This window comes from Micromonospora sp. NPDC049081 (assembly GCF_040648835.1).
In the GTDB taxonomy this organism is placed as follows: Bacteria; Actinomycetota; Actinomycetes; order Mycobacteriales; family Micromonosporaceae; genus Micromonospora; species Micromonospora antibiotica.
In genome coordinates this window covers 484834-498852 of record NZ_JBEZEK010000001.1, presented here as the reverse complement: position 1 = coordinate 498852, position 14019 = coordinate 484834, and the positions used below count along the sequence as shown (strand labels likewise).

Below are 14019 nucleotides of genomic sequence, written 5' to 3'. Positions count from 1 at the left end.
GGGGGAGAATGACCCCATGTCGTACGACGCATTGGTGCTGGTCTCCTTCGGTGGCCCGGAGCGGCCCGAGGACGTGCTGCCCTTCCTGGAGAACGTGACCCGGGGGCGGGGGGTGCCGCCCGAGCGGCTGGCCGAGGTCGCCGAGCACTACCTGCACTTCGGCGGGGTCTCCCCGATCAACCAGCAGTGCCGCGAACTGCTCGCCGCGATCCGGGCGGACCTCGCCGCGCACGACGTCGAACTGCCGGTCTACTGGGGCAACCGGAACTGGGACCCGATGCTCGCCGACACCGTGGCGCAGATGCGTGACGACGGGATCACCCGGGCGCTGGCGTTCGTCACCAGCGCGTACGGCGGCTACTCGTCGTGCCGGCAGTATCAGGAGGACATCGCCGCCGCGCGGGCCGCCGTCGGCCCGGACGCCCCGGTGATCGACAAGCTGCGGCAGTTCTGGGACCACCCGGGCTTCGTCGAGCCGCACGCCGACGCGGTGCGCTCGGCGCTGGCCCAGCTCGACCCGGCCCGGCGGGACACCACCCGGCTGGTCTTCACCGCGCACTCAATCCCCACCTCAGCGGCGGCCACCGCCGGCCCGCACGGCGGCCGGTACACCGCGCAGCTGGCGGAGACCGCCCGGCTGGTGCACGCCGCCGCCGCACCCGACCTGCCCTACGACCTGGTCTGGCAGAGCCGTTCCGGCCCGCCCCAGGTGCCGTGGCTGGAGCCGGACGTCAACGACCACCTGACCGCCCTCGCCAGGCAGGGGGTGACCGGGGTGGTGGTCAGCCCGATCGGGTTCGTCTCCGACCACCTGGAGGTGGTCTGGGACCTCGACACCGAGGCGTTGGAGACGGCCAAGCAGCTCGGTCTGGACTTCGTCCGGGCGGGCACCCCCGGCACCGACCCGAGGTTCGTTTCGATGGTGCGCGAACTGGTGGCCGAACGCACCACGCCCGACGGGCCGGCGATCCGCCGTCGCCTCGGTGAGCTGCCGATGTGGGACAGCTGCCCGACCCCGTGCTGCGTGCCGGCCGCCCGCCGCCCCTGATGCCGACGACCCACCCTCCCCGACACCCCCTTGGGACGACAGATGCTTGACCGCAAACCGGTGCAGAGCTGGCTTACCGACATGGACGGCGTGCTGGTGCACGAGGGCCAGCCGGTGCCCGGCGCCCCCGAGTTCGTCAACCGGCTCCGGTCCTCCGGCAAGCCCTTCCTGGTGCTCACCAACAACTCCATCTACACCCCGCGCGACCTCCAGGCCCGGCTCACCCGGATGGGCTTCGAGGTGCCCGAGGAGGCGATCTGGACGGCGGCGCTGGCCACCGCCCAGTTCCTCGCCGACCAGCGGCCGGGCGGCACCGCGTACGTGATCGGCGAGGCGGGGCTGACCACCGCGCTGCACGCCGTCGGTTACGTGCTGACCGACTTCGCCCCGGACTACGTGGTGCTGGGGGAGACCCGCACCTACAGCTTCGAGGCGATCACCAAGGCGGTCCGGCTGATCAACGACGGGGCCCGGTTCATCTGCACCAACCCGGACGTCACCGGCCCGTCGGTGGAGGGTGCGCTGCCCGCCGCCGGGTCGGTCGCCGCGATGATCTCGAAGGCGACCGGGGTGGAGCCGTACTTCGTCGGCAAGCCCAACCCGATGATGATGCGTTCGGCGTTGAACACCATCAACGCCCACTCGGAGAGCACCGCGATGATCGGCGACCGGATGGACACCGACATCCTGTGCGGCCTGGAGGCGGGACTGGAGACGATCCTGGTGCTCACCGGGATCAGCACCCGGGCCGAGACGGAACGCTACCCGTACCGGCCGTCGCGCATCGTCGACTCGGTGCTGGACCTGATCGACGAGATCTGAGCCGTACCGTTCCGGCGCGATCCGGTCCGGGTGCGGGCAGCGTCCCGGCCGGCGGGCATGGCGTCCCGGCGCGGGCGGCCCGGCCCGGCATACGGCGCGGCGCGGGCGGCCCGGCCCGGTGTGCGGCGCGGCGCGGGCGGCGCGGTGTGCGCGGCGCGGCGGGTGCGGTCAGGGGCGCAGCGGGGCGTTGCAGGCGGCGACCAGCGCCTGCCTACAGGCGGTGGTGAGCGGGCGCAGGGCGGCGTCGCGCTGCTGGGCCTCGTGGTTGTTGATCGCTCCGCCGGGCGCGCTCTCCCCGGCCAGCGCGAGGACCCGGTCGAGGACGGCGGCGCGGGCGAACAGCCGCCGGGAGCGTGGGTCGAACCCGGGCGGCAGGTCGGTGGCACCGTCCGGGCGGCGCAGCGCGGCGAGCGCCCCGGCCAGCTCGGGCCGCCACTGGGCCACGTCGAGGCGGGTCAGCGCGGCGGTGGACTCGGCCAGCGCGGTGGCCAGTTCCGCCTCCGCCTCGGCCGCTCCGGGTGCGGTCAGCGACGCCTTCGGCGCGTCGGCCGGCAGCGGGTAGACCCGCCACAGCACCGTCTCCCAGGTCATCCCGGAGCCGGAGGTGTGGGTGCGCACCTCGGGGATCAGCCCGAGCCCACCGGCCACCACGGCCTCCCCGGCCAGCAGCGCGGCCCCGGCGAAGTCGCCCGGACCGGGCAGCCCCCGCGGGTCGCCCGGTGCCGGCAGCACCAGGCGGATCTCGTCGGGGGAGAGCTTGGCCAACGTCGGCAGGGCGTCGCGCAGCGGCACGTCCCGCCAGGTGCCCGGCGCGTCGGCGACCAGGTGCTCCTCGTCACCGGCGACCGACTCGGCCACCTCGTCGAAGGGCACCAGGCCGGCCCGCCAGGCGCGTACCCAGGCCACGAAACGGCTCGACCGGCGCGCGGCGAGGGTGGCCGCGCCCGTTGCGGGGGAGGACATGCCGAAAGGGTACGTGCTCCCCGCCGCCCCTGTCTCGACTGCCGGATCGTGGGTCCCACGGCCCACCCACCGGTGCAGGTGGCGCGGCCCGCACGGACGGCACGTCGGCCCGGGCGGTTGGCGCAACGGCCCGCGCGGACGGCGGGTCGGGCACGGCGGGGGCACGCCGACCCGCGCGGGCGGCGGGTCGGCCGGGGCGCGTCGTGCTCGGCGGGCGGCGGGTCGGCCGGGGCGCGTCGTGCTCGGCGGGCGGCGCGTCGGTCCGGGTGGGCGGCACGTCGGACGGGCGCGTCGGGAGGTGCCGGAGCGCGCCGGAGGTTAGCGTGATCGACATGGCGGGGCGATACGGCGAGGACGTGCTGGCGGGCGACTGGCGGCGACGGAAGGTCACCCCCGAGGTCGACGCCGAGGTGGATCTCGTGGTGGAGGACGCCGACTCCGGGTTCTGCGGCGCGGTGGTGGGGTTCGAGTCGGGGGCGGTGGTGCTGGAGGACCGGCACGGCCGGCGGCGCGTCTTCCCGCTGCTGCCCGCCGCGTTCCTGCTCGACGGGGCACCGGTGACCCTGCGCCGGCCGGTACGCCCCGTGGTGCCTGCCGCCCGCCGCCGCACCGCCTCCGGATCGATCGCCGTGGACGACGTCCGGGCGCGGGTGGCCAAGGCCAGCCGGATCTGGGTCGAGGGCGTGCACGACGCCGCCCTGGTGGAGCGGATCTGGGGCGACGACCTGCGGGTCGAGGGCGTGGTGGTGGAGCCGTTGGACGGCATCGACGCCCTCGACGCCGAGGTACGCGACTTCGCCCCCGGCCCCGGCCGCCGGTTGGGGGTGCTCGTCGACCACCTGGTGCCCGGCTCCAAGGAGAGCCGGATCGTGGCCCGGGTGGACTCCCCGCACGTGCTGGTTACCGGGCACCCGTACGTCGACGTGTGGCAGGCGGTCAAGCCGGCCGCGCTGGGCATCCGGGCCTGGCCGGTGGTGCCGCCGGGCCGGCCGTGGAAGGAGGGCGTCTGTGCGGCCCTCGGGGTGGCCGAGCCGGCCGACATGTGGCGACGCATCCTGTCCCGGGTGGACAGTTTCGCCGATGTGGAGACGCCGCTGATCAACGCGATGGAACGCCTGATCGACTTCGTCACCGAGCCCGGCTGAGCCGCACCGACCGCCGGATCGGGCAGACGGCCGACCGGTCGGGCAGACGGGTCAGGGCTCCTGGTCGGGGGTGCGGGTGAAGACGAAGGTGCCGATGTCCAGGCCCACCGCCCGCCCGTCCGGGTCGCGGAGCACGGCGAGGACCTCGCTGTCCTCCTCGCCGGAGCGGCCCCGCCAGCGGTCCGGTCCGGTCCGGGTGAACCGCAGCGTCGGCTCGCCGGGCCGGCCGGCCCACAGCTCGCCGGCCGGGTCGGCCCTGACCTCGTACTCGATGCCCATCCACCACCAGCGGCCGGTCAGCTCGGCCAGTTCCGCCGGGGGTGGGGCGGCGGCCGGCCGCCAGGGCGTGACCGGCGTCGGTTCGGCGTCCAGGACCAGGGTGAGTAGTTGCCGGGACAGCCCGCCGATGTGGCCGGTGCGGAACCCGTACGAGTTGGCGTAGCCGACCACGGCGGTCCGGCTGGGCCGGTGCACCGTCAGCGCGGCGACGTAGCCGGGCATCGAGCCGCCGTGGCCCACGTACACCCGGTCGCCCTCGCGGTACAGCTCCAGGCCCAGGCCGTGGCCGCCACGCCAGGAGTCCAGGTCGCTGAGGATGACCGGGGTGCACATCTCGGTGAGGGTGTCGGCGGCCAGCACCTCGGGGTCGGGATCGGCGAGGAACGCCGCCCAGCGGGCGAGGTCGGTGACGGTCGACCAGAGTTGCCCGGCGGGGGCCATCGCCCCGGTGTCGGTGCGCGGCTCCTCCCGCAGGGTGTCGTGCCACGGGTGCACCACGTAGCCCGGGGCGTACGGCGCGGTGGGGTGGTAGGTGGTGCGCCGCAGGCCCAGCGGGTCGAGGATCCGGGTGCTCAGCAGTTGCGCCCAGGGCGTCCCGGTGACCCGTTCCAGCACCCCGCCGAGCAGCCCGTACGCCAGGTTGGAGTAGTGGTAGCCGCGCCAGGCGGGGTAGCCGACCTTGTCCGTGGTCACGCCGGCGACCAGGGTGGCCAGGTCGGTGCCCTCGGTCCGCTCCCACCACGGGCCGTCGGGTTCGCGGTGCAGGCCGCTGGCGTGGCCGAGGAGTTGGCGCAGGGTGAGCCCGCCGACGGCGGTGCCCGGCAGGTGCCGCTCCAGCGGGTCGTCGAGGGTGAGCCGGCCGGCGTCCCGTTCCCCCAGCAGCAGCGTCGCGGTCATCGTCTTGGTGATCGAGCCCACCCGGTACTGGAGGTCGGGGTCCGGGCGCGGGTGGTCGCCGGCGGCGGCCAGGTGCACCAGGGCCCCGTCCCGTACGACGCCCAGCGCCAACGACGGCGTACGCCCGGTGGCCTGGGCCTGTGCCACGAGGGTGTCGATCCGGCGGACGGTCTCGGCGAGCAGGGTCACGATCGGCTCCTTGGCGGCGGTCGGAACGGGCCTGAACTGAGCTTACTGATCACCAGGAGTGGGTGGATTCGCGTGGACGTGTCACGATCGGGGGGTGGACGCCGTGGTGTGGATCGTGCTGGGTGTGCTGTTGGCCGTCGCCGAGATCTTCACGACGACGCTGTTTTTGATCATGTTCGCGGTGGGCGCGTTCGCCGCCGCCGGGGCCGCCGCGCTGGGTGCGCCCGTCGCCGTGCAGGCGGTGGTCTTCGCCGTGGTGTCGGCGTTGACGGTGGCGCTCGCCCGGCCGACGATCCGCCGGCACATGCGGCCGTCGGTGGACAGCGGCGAGCAGCCGTTCGGGGTGGAGGCGCTGGAGGGCGCCACCGCGCTGGTGATCGAGCAGGTCGGTGCCGACCAGGGCATGGTGAAGATCGACGGCGAGTTGTGGACGGCGCGTCCGTACGACGCGACGCAGACTTTCGAGCCCGGTGCGCGGGTGCAGGTGATAAAGGTCCGGGGCGCCACCGCCCTGGTGTGGCAGGACGACATTTCCTCCCCCGGCGAGCTGCCGGAAGCGAAAAGGTGACGGTATGGAATTTCTAGCGGTCCTGTTGGTGGCCGTAGCGTTGATCATGGTGGTGACGCTGGCGAAGGCGGTACGCATCGTGCCGCAGCAGCGTCAGGACGTGGTGGAGCGGCTCGGCAAGTACAAGCGCACCCTGAACCCGGGCCTGAACCTGCTGGTCCCGTTCGTCGACGCGGTGCGTACCAAGGTCGACATGCGTGAGCAGGTGGTGAGCTTCCCGCCGCAGCCGGTGATCACCTCCGACAACCTGGTGGTGTCGATCGACACCGTCCTCTACTACAAGGTGGTGGACGCGGTCCGGGCCACCTACGAGATCGCCAACTTCATCCAGGCGATCGAGCAGCTGACCGTCACGACGCTGCGTAACGTGATCGGTTCGCTGGACCTGGAGCGGGCCCTGACCAGCCGCGAGGAGATCAACCGGCACCTCTCCGGGGTGCTCGACGAGACCACCGGCCGGTGGGGCATCAAGGTGACCCGGGTGGAGATCAAGGCGATCGAGCCGCCGGCGAGCATCCGCGACTCGATGGAGAAGCAGATGCGCGCCGAGCGGGACCGCCGGGCGGCGATCCTCACCGCCGAGGGGCACAAGCAGTCGCAGATCCTCACCGCCGAGGGTGAGAAGCAGTCCGCGGTGCTGCGCGCCGACGGTGACCGGCAGGCCCGGATCCTGCAGGCCGAGGGTCAGGCCAAGGCGATCCGGACGGTCTTCGACGCGATCCACACCGCCAACCCGAGCCAGAAGGTGCTGGCCTACCAATACCTGCAGGCGCTGCCGCAGATCGCCAACGGCACGGCCAACAAGGTCTGGATCATCCCGACCGAGCTGACCAAGGCCCTGGAGGGCATGGGCGGCGCGCTGGGCGGGCTGAGCCGGATGGTCGGCGACGAACCGGCCCCGGAGGCGAAGCACAGCGCGGGCGAGGTCGAGCGGGAGGCCGCCGAGGCGGCCCAGGCGGCGGCCAGCGCCGCCCAGCAGATCCACGACGAGGTACGCGTCGCCGAGGCGCAGGCCACCGGCGGCAACGTGCCGAAGGGGCTGCCGGCGCCCGAGCCGGTCTCCCCGGCCAGCCTGGTCAGCGACCCGGCCGACCAGCGCGAACGGGCCTGACCCCGTCGCCGCCCACCCCGGCGGCAAATGTGAGAAACGCTCATCCGGCGCCCCGGTGCCTGCCACGATCGGTCCTGAGGGACGGGTGGTGGTCAGGCACCGGGGCGCCGGACGCGTTCCGGCCGGCCCGCCGCCAGCAGCCGGGTGGCGCGTCCCGTGCCGCCCGTCGGGAGGGCGGACGGGGGCGCGTGCCGGTCACCCGTCGGAGCAGACGGGTGTCGCCGCGCGTACCGCCCGCCGGAGTAGACGGGTGTCGCCGCGCGTGCCGCCCGTCGGAGCAGACGAGGTGAGCCATGAAGGAACCCGCGCAGCGCTTGTTCTCCCGTACCCCGGTTGCCGGCGCACACGACCCGGCGGGTCCGCTGGGCACCCGGCGCACCGGCGGCGGCTTCGGGGTGCTGCCCTTCGTCGGTGACCCCGGCCCGTCAGCGCCGGCCACCGACGCCAGTTGGGCCTGGTCGCTGCGCCGGCTCGCCCGCGCGGCGGTCTGGCTGCTGCCCGCCTACGCGGTGCTCTACGGGGCGGTGGCGATGGCCAGCGACGGCGCGGTCGGCAACGACCCGTACCCGGCCGACGGCCGGCCCCTCTACCTGCTCGGCTGGGTCGCCGCCATCTGGCTGGGTCTGCTCGCCCTGCTCGCGCTCACCGGTCTGCTCGCGGCCACCCGCAGCCGGCGGGCGGCGGTGGCCGGCCTGCTGGTGGGCATCGGTGGCACGGTGCTGATGCTGCCCTTCGCCGGCCTGACCGAGCAGACCCCGGTCTTCGGCACCACCGCCCGGACGTTGGTGCTGGTCGGGGCCACCTGCTACAGCGCGGGGTGGCTGCTCACCGGCTGGGCGGTGGCCCGTTCCGGGGCGTTCGCCATCGGTGACGGGGCGATGCTGATGATCGCCGCCCCGCTGCTCGGCCTGGGCGGTGCGCTGGTCGGCTCGCTGCCGACCTTCGGCGCGATCTTCGTGCTGATCTCGGGTGTCGGTATCGGCTACCGCTCCGGCCGCCTCCTCCCGGCCGCCATCGCCCACGACGCCGCCACCGCCAGCGTCACCACCCCCACCCCACCCACCCCCGGCCCCCAAGGCCCCCTCCCCGCCGCCTAACCCCGCCCCCGCCCCGCTCCCCGCTCCCCGCTCCCTCCCCCCGCCCCTCCCCGCCTCGGGTCGGCTCGGGTCGGCTCGGGTCGGTGATCAAGAAGTTTGCGTCAGGAATTCGGCCGGAGAGCGCGCAAAGCTCTTGATCACCGAGCCGCCGGGACGGAGGGGACGGAGGGGATGGACGGGATGGAGGGGGGATGCGGGGACGGGAGGGGGACGGGGCGGGGAAGTCGCTGGCAGATTACGGTGAGTTACCTGACAATCCGCTGGCGGAGTGGGCTGCTACCCGGTGCGGTGGCAATGCTTGCGTCCATGTCCTCACCCCGGACGCCGCTGACGCGGCTGCTCACCGTGCTGCTCGCCGGCCTGCTGGCCGGTCTGGTCCTCGCAGTCGCCGCGCTCCCGGGCAACCTGCTCGCCGGCGTCGCCACCAAGGCGGTCCTGGGGGCGTTCGACGACCTGCCGGCGGCGCTGCGCACCCCGGCCACCCCGCAGCGCTCCTACCTCTACGCCAACGACGGTAAGACGCTGCTCACCACGTTCTACGACGTCAACCGCACCGACGTGCCGCTGGCCGAGATCGCCCCGACACTGCGGCAGGCGATCGTCGCCGCCGAGGACCGCCGCTTCTACTCCCACGGCGGGGCCGACCTGCGCGGCATGGCCCGCGCCCTGGTCGCCAACGTCACCGGCGGCGGCACCGCCCAGGGCGGCTCCACGCTGACCATGCAGTACGTGCGTAACGTGCTCAAGACCGACCCCACGGCCACCGCCGAGCAACGGCAGGCGGCCACCGAGCAGACCGTCGGGCGCAAGCTCCAGGAGATCCGGTACGCCACCGAGCTGGAGAAGACCCTCAGCAAGGACGAGATCCTCAACCGCTACCTCAACATCGCCTACTTCGGCTCGGGTGCGTACGGGGTCGCCGCGGCCAGCCAGCGCTACTTCGGCAAGGCACCCGCCGACCTGACCCTGGCCGAGTCGGCGTTGCTCGCCGGCCTGGTCCAGTCGCCCGACGCGTACAGCCCGATCGACGGTGACCAGGACGCGGCCCTGAAGCGACGCGGGTACGTCCTCGACTCGATGGTCGCCACCGGCGCGATCACCGCCGCCCAGGCCGACGCGGCCCGCGCCGAGAAGCTGACCCTGCACCCCACGGCCCAGCCCAACGGCTGCACCGCCACGGCCAGCGCCGACGCCGGATTCTTCTGCGACTACCTGCGTCGCTGGTGGTTGGAGCAACCCGCCTTCGGTGCGACCGCCCAGGAGCGGGAGCAGTCGCTGCGCCGGGGCGGCTACACCGTGGTCACCTCGCTCGACCCCGACGTGCAGGCCACCGCCGTCGCCGAGGCACGCAAGGTCTACCCCGCCGACGACGCCCGCGCCCTGCCGATCGCCGCCGTCGAGCCCGGCACCGGCCGGGTGCTCGCCCTGGCCGTCAACCGGGAGTACGGCGTGGGTGACGGCCAGACCGTCAACCCGCTGGTCTCCGGCGGCGGCAGCATCGCCGGCTACCAGGCCGGCTCCACGTTCAAGCTGTTCACCATGCTGGCCGCGCTGGAGAACGGTCGTACCCTGTCCACCGGGTTCGACTCGCCGAGCCGGCTGACCACCCGGTTCCCCGCCGAGGGGGAGGCGTCCTGTGACGGCCGGTGGTGCCCGGCCAACGCCAACCCGGCGCGGATGGACGGCTACCGGATGATGTGGGACGGCTTCGGCCGCTCGGTGAACACCTACTTCGTCTGGCTGGAGGAGCAGGTCGGCCCGGCCAAGGTGGTGGAGATGGCCCAGCGCCTCGGGATAACCTTCCGGGCGCCGGCCGACGCCGACCTCGCCGCGCACGACGCCGCCGACTGGGGGGCGTTCACCCTCGGGGTGTCCGCCACCACCCCGCTCGACCTGGCCAACGCCTACGCGACAGTGGCCGCCGAGGGGACGTACTGTGCGCCGACCCCGGTGGTCTCGGTGACCGCCCCGGACGGCACGACCGTGCCGGTCGGGCAGCCGGCCTGCAAGCAGGTGCTGACGCCGGACGTGGCCCGCGCCGCCACCGACGCGGCCCGCTGCCCGGTCGGCCAGCAGTCGGCGTACGGGCAGTGCAACGGCAGCACCGCCGGTGGGGTGGACCGGATCGTCGGTCGCCCGGTGGCCGGCAAGACCGGCAGCTCGGAGCAGAACGCCACCGAGACCTTCGTCGGTTTCACCCCGCAGATCGCGGTCGCCGGCATCGCCGCCAACCCCGACGACCCCAGCGACGCGGTCGGCGCGGCGGTGCAGGGTGAGGTGATCACGGCGGTCGCCCGGACCATCCGTACCGCAGTGGACGGCCAGCCGGTCCGCGACTTCACCGCCCCCAGCCGGGAACTCGTCGGCAACCCGCAACGTCCGACGCCCCGGCCGTCCCCCAGCGCGCCGCAACCGGACGAGGGCTTCCCGTCGGACCTGCTGCGCTGGTTGCAGAACCGTCGGGGCTGAGCCGGGGTTCGTGCGGGTGCCAGTCGGCCGGTACGCCCGGGTCGCGCAGCCGGGGTTCGTGCGTGGCACCGAGGTGCAAGATCACGCTCGATCCATGTTCGAGTGGCCTCGCGAGCGCTTGGATGCCACCGGAACATGGATCGAGCGTGATCTTCGGCGGCAGCGGCGAGGAGCAACCGGCTGGACCACCATCCGGGCACGGCGACCAGGGTGTCGGCTGTGCTGCCATCGGGCTGGGGGTTGGCTGTGCTGCCAGCGGGCCGCTAAGGGTTGGCTGTGCTGCCACCGGGGTTGTCCGGCGGGGTGCCGGCTATCGGGCTGTCCGGCGGGGTGCCGGTGACGGCTTACCAGGGTGTCCGGCAGGGTGCCGGCTATCGCGTTGTCCGGCACGGTGCCGGTGACGGCTTACCGGGTTGCCCGGCACGGTGGCGGTTACGGCTTACCGGGCTGTCCCGACGGGTGCCGGTGACGGCTACCGCCTGCCGGTGACCGTGGCGACCGCCCGGTCCAGGGCGGCGGCCACCGTCGCCGGGGCGGCGTTGCCGTCGATCAGGGTGAAGCTGCCGAACTCCGGTAGCGCCCGGTAACCGGCGTCGAGCGCGGTCAGGTGGGCCAACTCCTCGGTGTCGATGCCCCGCTCCAGCACCCGTCGCTGGGCCAGCTCCGGCCGGACGGCCAGGAAACAGACCAGGTCCGGCCGGGGAAAGAGGGCGTACGCGGCGCGGACCAGCCCGACACCCCGGTCGCCGCGGGCTCGCATGATCACGTACTGGCACCAGGTCCAGCGGTCCATCACCCCGACCCGCCCGGTCAACCGGGTGACCGCCACCGCACGGGCCAGCGCCACCCACCGTACCGCCGCCTCCAGCACCGGGTAGGCACGCCGTCCGAACAGATGCACGCCGTCGCGACGGCCCACCGCCCGCGCCAGCCGGTTCCACAGCGGTCGTCCACCGGCATTCTCGAGGTAGGTCGCGGGTATCCCCGCCTCGTTCAGCCGTCCCACCAGCCCTCTGGCCTGGGTCGACTTTCCTGACCCGTCCGTCCCCACCATCGCGACAACCACCCCACGCCCCATCCCCCGCACCCTAACCACCCGATACCACGCCACCACCCCCCGAACCCCACCACCCCCCGAACCCACCCAAACCCAAACCCAACCTGCCCCGGCTCACCCCGGCCCGGCTTGGCCCGGTGATCAAGAGGTTCAGGTCAGGAATGGAGCTCTGCGTGACGTAAACCTCTTGATCACCGCGGTCCGGCGTGGAGGCTGGGCGGGGCGGTCCGGGCCTGCTTCGGGGCGGTGCGGGTGGGTGGGCTGGGGGCTGGGGGTGGGTGGTCAGGGGTTTTTGCGGCGGGGGCGGTAGGTGGCCAGGGTGGCGGGGATGCCCCGGCGGACGATGCCGGCCCGGTCGGTGTCGCCGCGCAGCAGGGCCGACGCCGTCTTGCGGGCCTGGTCGAGGGTGAAGTGCGGGGGCAGCATCAGCTCCGCCGGGTCGACCATCGCGTTCACCACCACGGGACGGTCGGCGGTCAGGGCCCGACGCCACAGGCCGGCGACCTGATCGGGGGAGTCGACCAGTTCGCCGTCGAGGCCCAGCACCTCGGCCCACCGGTGGTACGCCACGTCCGGCACGTCCTGGCTGGCCGGATAGCGCGGGGTGCCCTCGGTGGAGCGTTGCTCCCAACTGACGAACGCCAGATCCCGGTTGTTGAGCACCAGCACCACGAAACGCGGGTCGGCCCAGTGCCGCCAGTTCTTCGCCACGGTGATCAACTCGTTGACCCCGTTCATCTGCATCGCCCCGTCGCCGATCAACACCACCACCGGCCGGTCGGGGTGGGCGAACTTCGCCGCGAGGGCGTAGGGCATGGCGCCGCCCATCGACAGCAGGGTGCCGGAGAGGCTGGCCAGCATGCCGGGGCGGACCTGGAGGTGGCGGGCGTACCAGGCGGTGGCGGTGCCGCAGTCGACGGCGATCATGGCGTCGTCGGACAGTGCGTCGTTGAGGGTGTGGAACAGCAGCTGCGGGTTCACCGGGTCGGCGGGCTGCCCGGCCAGGTCCGCCTGGGCGCGTCGCCACGCCGAGGTGGCGTCGGCGACGGTCGCCCGCCAGGCCGTCGGGGCGGGACCGTCGCCCAGCTCCCGCAGCAACGCCCGCAGGGTCGGGCCGGCGTCGCCGGTCAGGTTGACCTCCGTCGGGTAGCGCAGCCCCATCCGGGACCCGTCCAGGTCGATCTGCACCGCACGGGCCTGCCCCTGCGGCGGATAGAAGTCCGAGTACGGCATGTTGCTGCCGACGATCAGCAGCCGGTCACAGTCCTGCATCAGCTGCCAGCTCGGTCGGGTGCCGAGCAGGCCGATCGCCCCGGTCACCCACGGCTCACGGTGGTCGACGGCGGTGAAGCCGAGCAGGGCGGTGGCCACCCCCGCGCCCAGCCGGTCGGCGATCAGGTGTACCTCCTGCTCGGCACCGAGCGCGCCCTGCCCGACCAGCATCGCCACCTTCTCGCCGCCGCGCAGCACCTCGGCGGCGCGGCGCAGTTCCGCCTCCGGCGGCACCGTCGGCATGCTGCTCGGGACCGAACTGGTGTGGTAGTAGCCGTGCGCGTGCGGTGGATCCGGTACCGCCGGCTCGTCTTGCACGTCCAGCGGGAGCACCAGTGCGGTCACCGTCCGACGGGACAGCGCCGTACGACAGGCCCGGTCCACCAGGTGCCGCACCTGGGACGGGTCGTCGAGTTGGGCCAGGAAGTCCGAGGCGACGTCCTTGTAGAGGGCGAGCAGGTCGACCTCCTGGTAGTAGCCGCCGCCCTCGGCGGTCAGCGCGGTGTTGCCGACCAGGGCCACCACCGGCTGGTGGTCGAGCTTGGCGTCGTAGAGGCCGTTGAGCAGGTGGATCGCGCCGGGGCCACTGGTCGCCAGGGCGCAGCCGAGTGGGCCGCCGCCGTACTTGACGTGGGCGCTGGCGGCGAAACCGGCGGTCTCCTCGTGGCGTACCTGGACGAACTCCACCCGGTCGCCGGCCCGTTGCAGCGCGGAGGTCATCCCGTTGATGCCGTCGCCGGGGTAACCGAAGTAGCGGTGCACCCCCCATTCGGCGAGGCGGGCCACGATGTGGTCGGCGACCGTGGCGTTCTTCGGCAAGCTGCCGTCGGCGGTGCCTGTCGCGCTCATCGTGGTGGTCCCTCCGGTCGCGTCCCTTTCCCGCCCCCTTCCCGCCCCACGACCGGGGAAACCCGCCCGGGCCGGGAAACCCGCCCGCGTCCGGGAAGGCGACGGTGTACGGGAAGGCGACGGTGTCCGGGAACCTGCCCGTGGGCGGAAAGGCGGCCGGGTCGGGAAAGTCGGCCGGGTCGGAGAGGTCGGCCGGGTTGGGAAAGTCGGCCGGGTCGGAGAGGTCGACCGGGTCGGGGAAGGCGACCGGGTT

Annotated in this window: 11 protein-coding genes; 7 read left to right on the top strand and 4 right to left on the bottom strand. The window is 73.6% G+C overall.

The features are described 5' to 3' along the window. Positions 1-16: 16 nt before the first annotated feature. Positions 17-1048 carry a ferrochelatase gene (locus AB0B63_RS01685; protein WP_357013727.1) on the top strand — a complete coding sequence of 344 codons (1032 nt, stop codon included), beginning with the start codon at positions 17-19 and terminating at the stop codon, positions 1046-1048. Between the two features lie 42 nt (positions 1049-1090). After that, on the top strand, positions 1091-1870 hold the full coding sequence (locus AB0B63_RS01680) for an HAD-IIA family hydrolase (RefSeq protein WP_088645665.1): 780 nt from the start codon (positions 1091-1093) through the stop codon (positions 1868-1870). A gap of 168 nt (positions 1871-2038) precedes the next feature. Here the strand turns inward: AB0B63_RS01680 and AB0B63_RS01675 are convergent, their stop codons facing one another. Then, positions 2039-2833 (bottom strand): hypothetical protein, encoded by a 795-nt coding sequence (locus tag AB0B63_RS01675; protein ID WP_208570883.1) that lies wholly within the window; start codon positions 2831-2833, stop codon positions 2039-2041. A gap of 332 nt (positions 2834-3165) precedes the next feature. On the opposite strand from AB0B63_RS01675, the gene AB0B63_RS01670 reads away from it, so the two are divergent. Continuing rightward, positions 3166-3978, top strand: coding sequence for a DUF3097 domain-containing protein (locus AB0B63_RS01670; protein WP_208570884.1), 813 nt, complete (start codon positions 3166-3168; stop codon positions 3976-3978). 51 nt (positions 3979-4029) lie between these two features. On the opposite strand, the gene AB0B63_RS01665 is transcribed toward AB0B63_RS01670, so the two are convergent. Beyond that, the gene (locus AB0B63_RS01665) at positions 4030-5343 is read right to left on the bottom strand and encodes a serine hydrolase domain-containing protein (protein ID WP_208570885.1); all 1314 of its coding nucleotides are present in this window, start codon (positions 5341-5343) and stop codon (positions 4030-4032) included. Between the two features lie 94 nt (positions 5344-5437). On the opposite strand from AB0B63_RS01665, the gene AB0B63_RS01660 reads away from it, so the two are divergent. From AB0B63_RS01660 to AB0B63_RS01645, 4 genes are all read left to right on the top strand, one after another. Next, complete coding sequence (locus AB0B63_RS01660) at positions 5438-5911, top strand: NfeD family protein (protein ID WP_208570886.1); 474 nt, start codon at positions 5438-5440, stop codon at positions 5909-5911. Positions 5912-5915: 4 nt separating this feature from the next. Then, a complete protein-coding gene (locus AB0B63_RS01655; RefSeq protein ID WP_357013720.1) occupies positions 5916-7022 on the top strand; it encodes an SPFH domain-containing protein in 1107 nt (368 codons plus the stop codon). Between the two features lie 293 nt (positions 7023-7315). Beyond that, positions 7316-8119: a hypothetical protein gene (locus AB0B63_RS01650; protein WP_208570888.1), complete on the top strand. Its 804-nt coding sequence runs from the start codon at positions 7316-7318 to the stop codon at positions 8117-8119. A 240-nt stretch (positions 8120-8359) separates the two neighbouring features. Beyond that, complete coding sequence (locus AB0B63_RS01645; RefSeq protein WP_357013716.1) at positions 8360-10588, top strand: transglycosylase domain-containing protein; 2229 nt, start codon at positions 8360-8362, stop codon at positions 10586-10588. Positions 10589-11060: 472 nt separating this feature from the next. Here AB0B63_RS01645 and AB0B63_RS01640 read toward each other — a convergent pair whose 3' ends face one another. Next, complete coding sequence (locus AB0B63_RS01640) at positions 11061-11642, bottom strand: thymidylate kinase (protein WP_357014372.1); 582 nt, start codon at positions 11640-11642, stop codon at positions 11061-11063. Between the two features lie 285 nt (positions 11643-11927). Then, positions 11928-13766 carry a thiamine pyrophosphate-requiring protein gene (locus tag AB0B63_RS01635; protein WP_357013713.1) on the bottom strand — a complete coding sequence of 613 codons (1839 nt, stop codon included), beginning with the start codon at positions 13764-13766 and terminating at the stop codon, positions 11928-11930. Between the last annotated feature and the right edge of the window lie 253 nt (positions 13767-14019).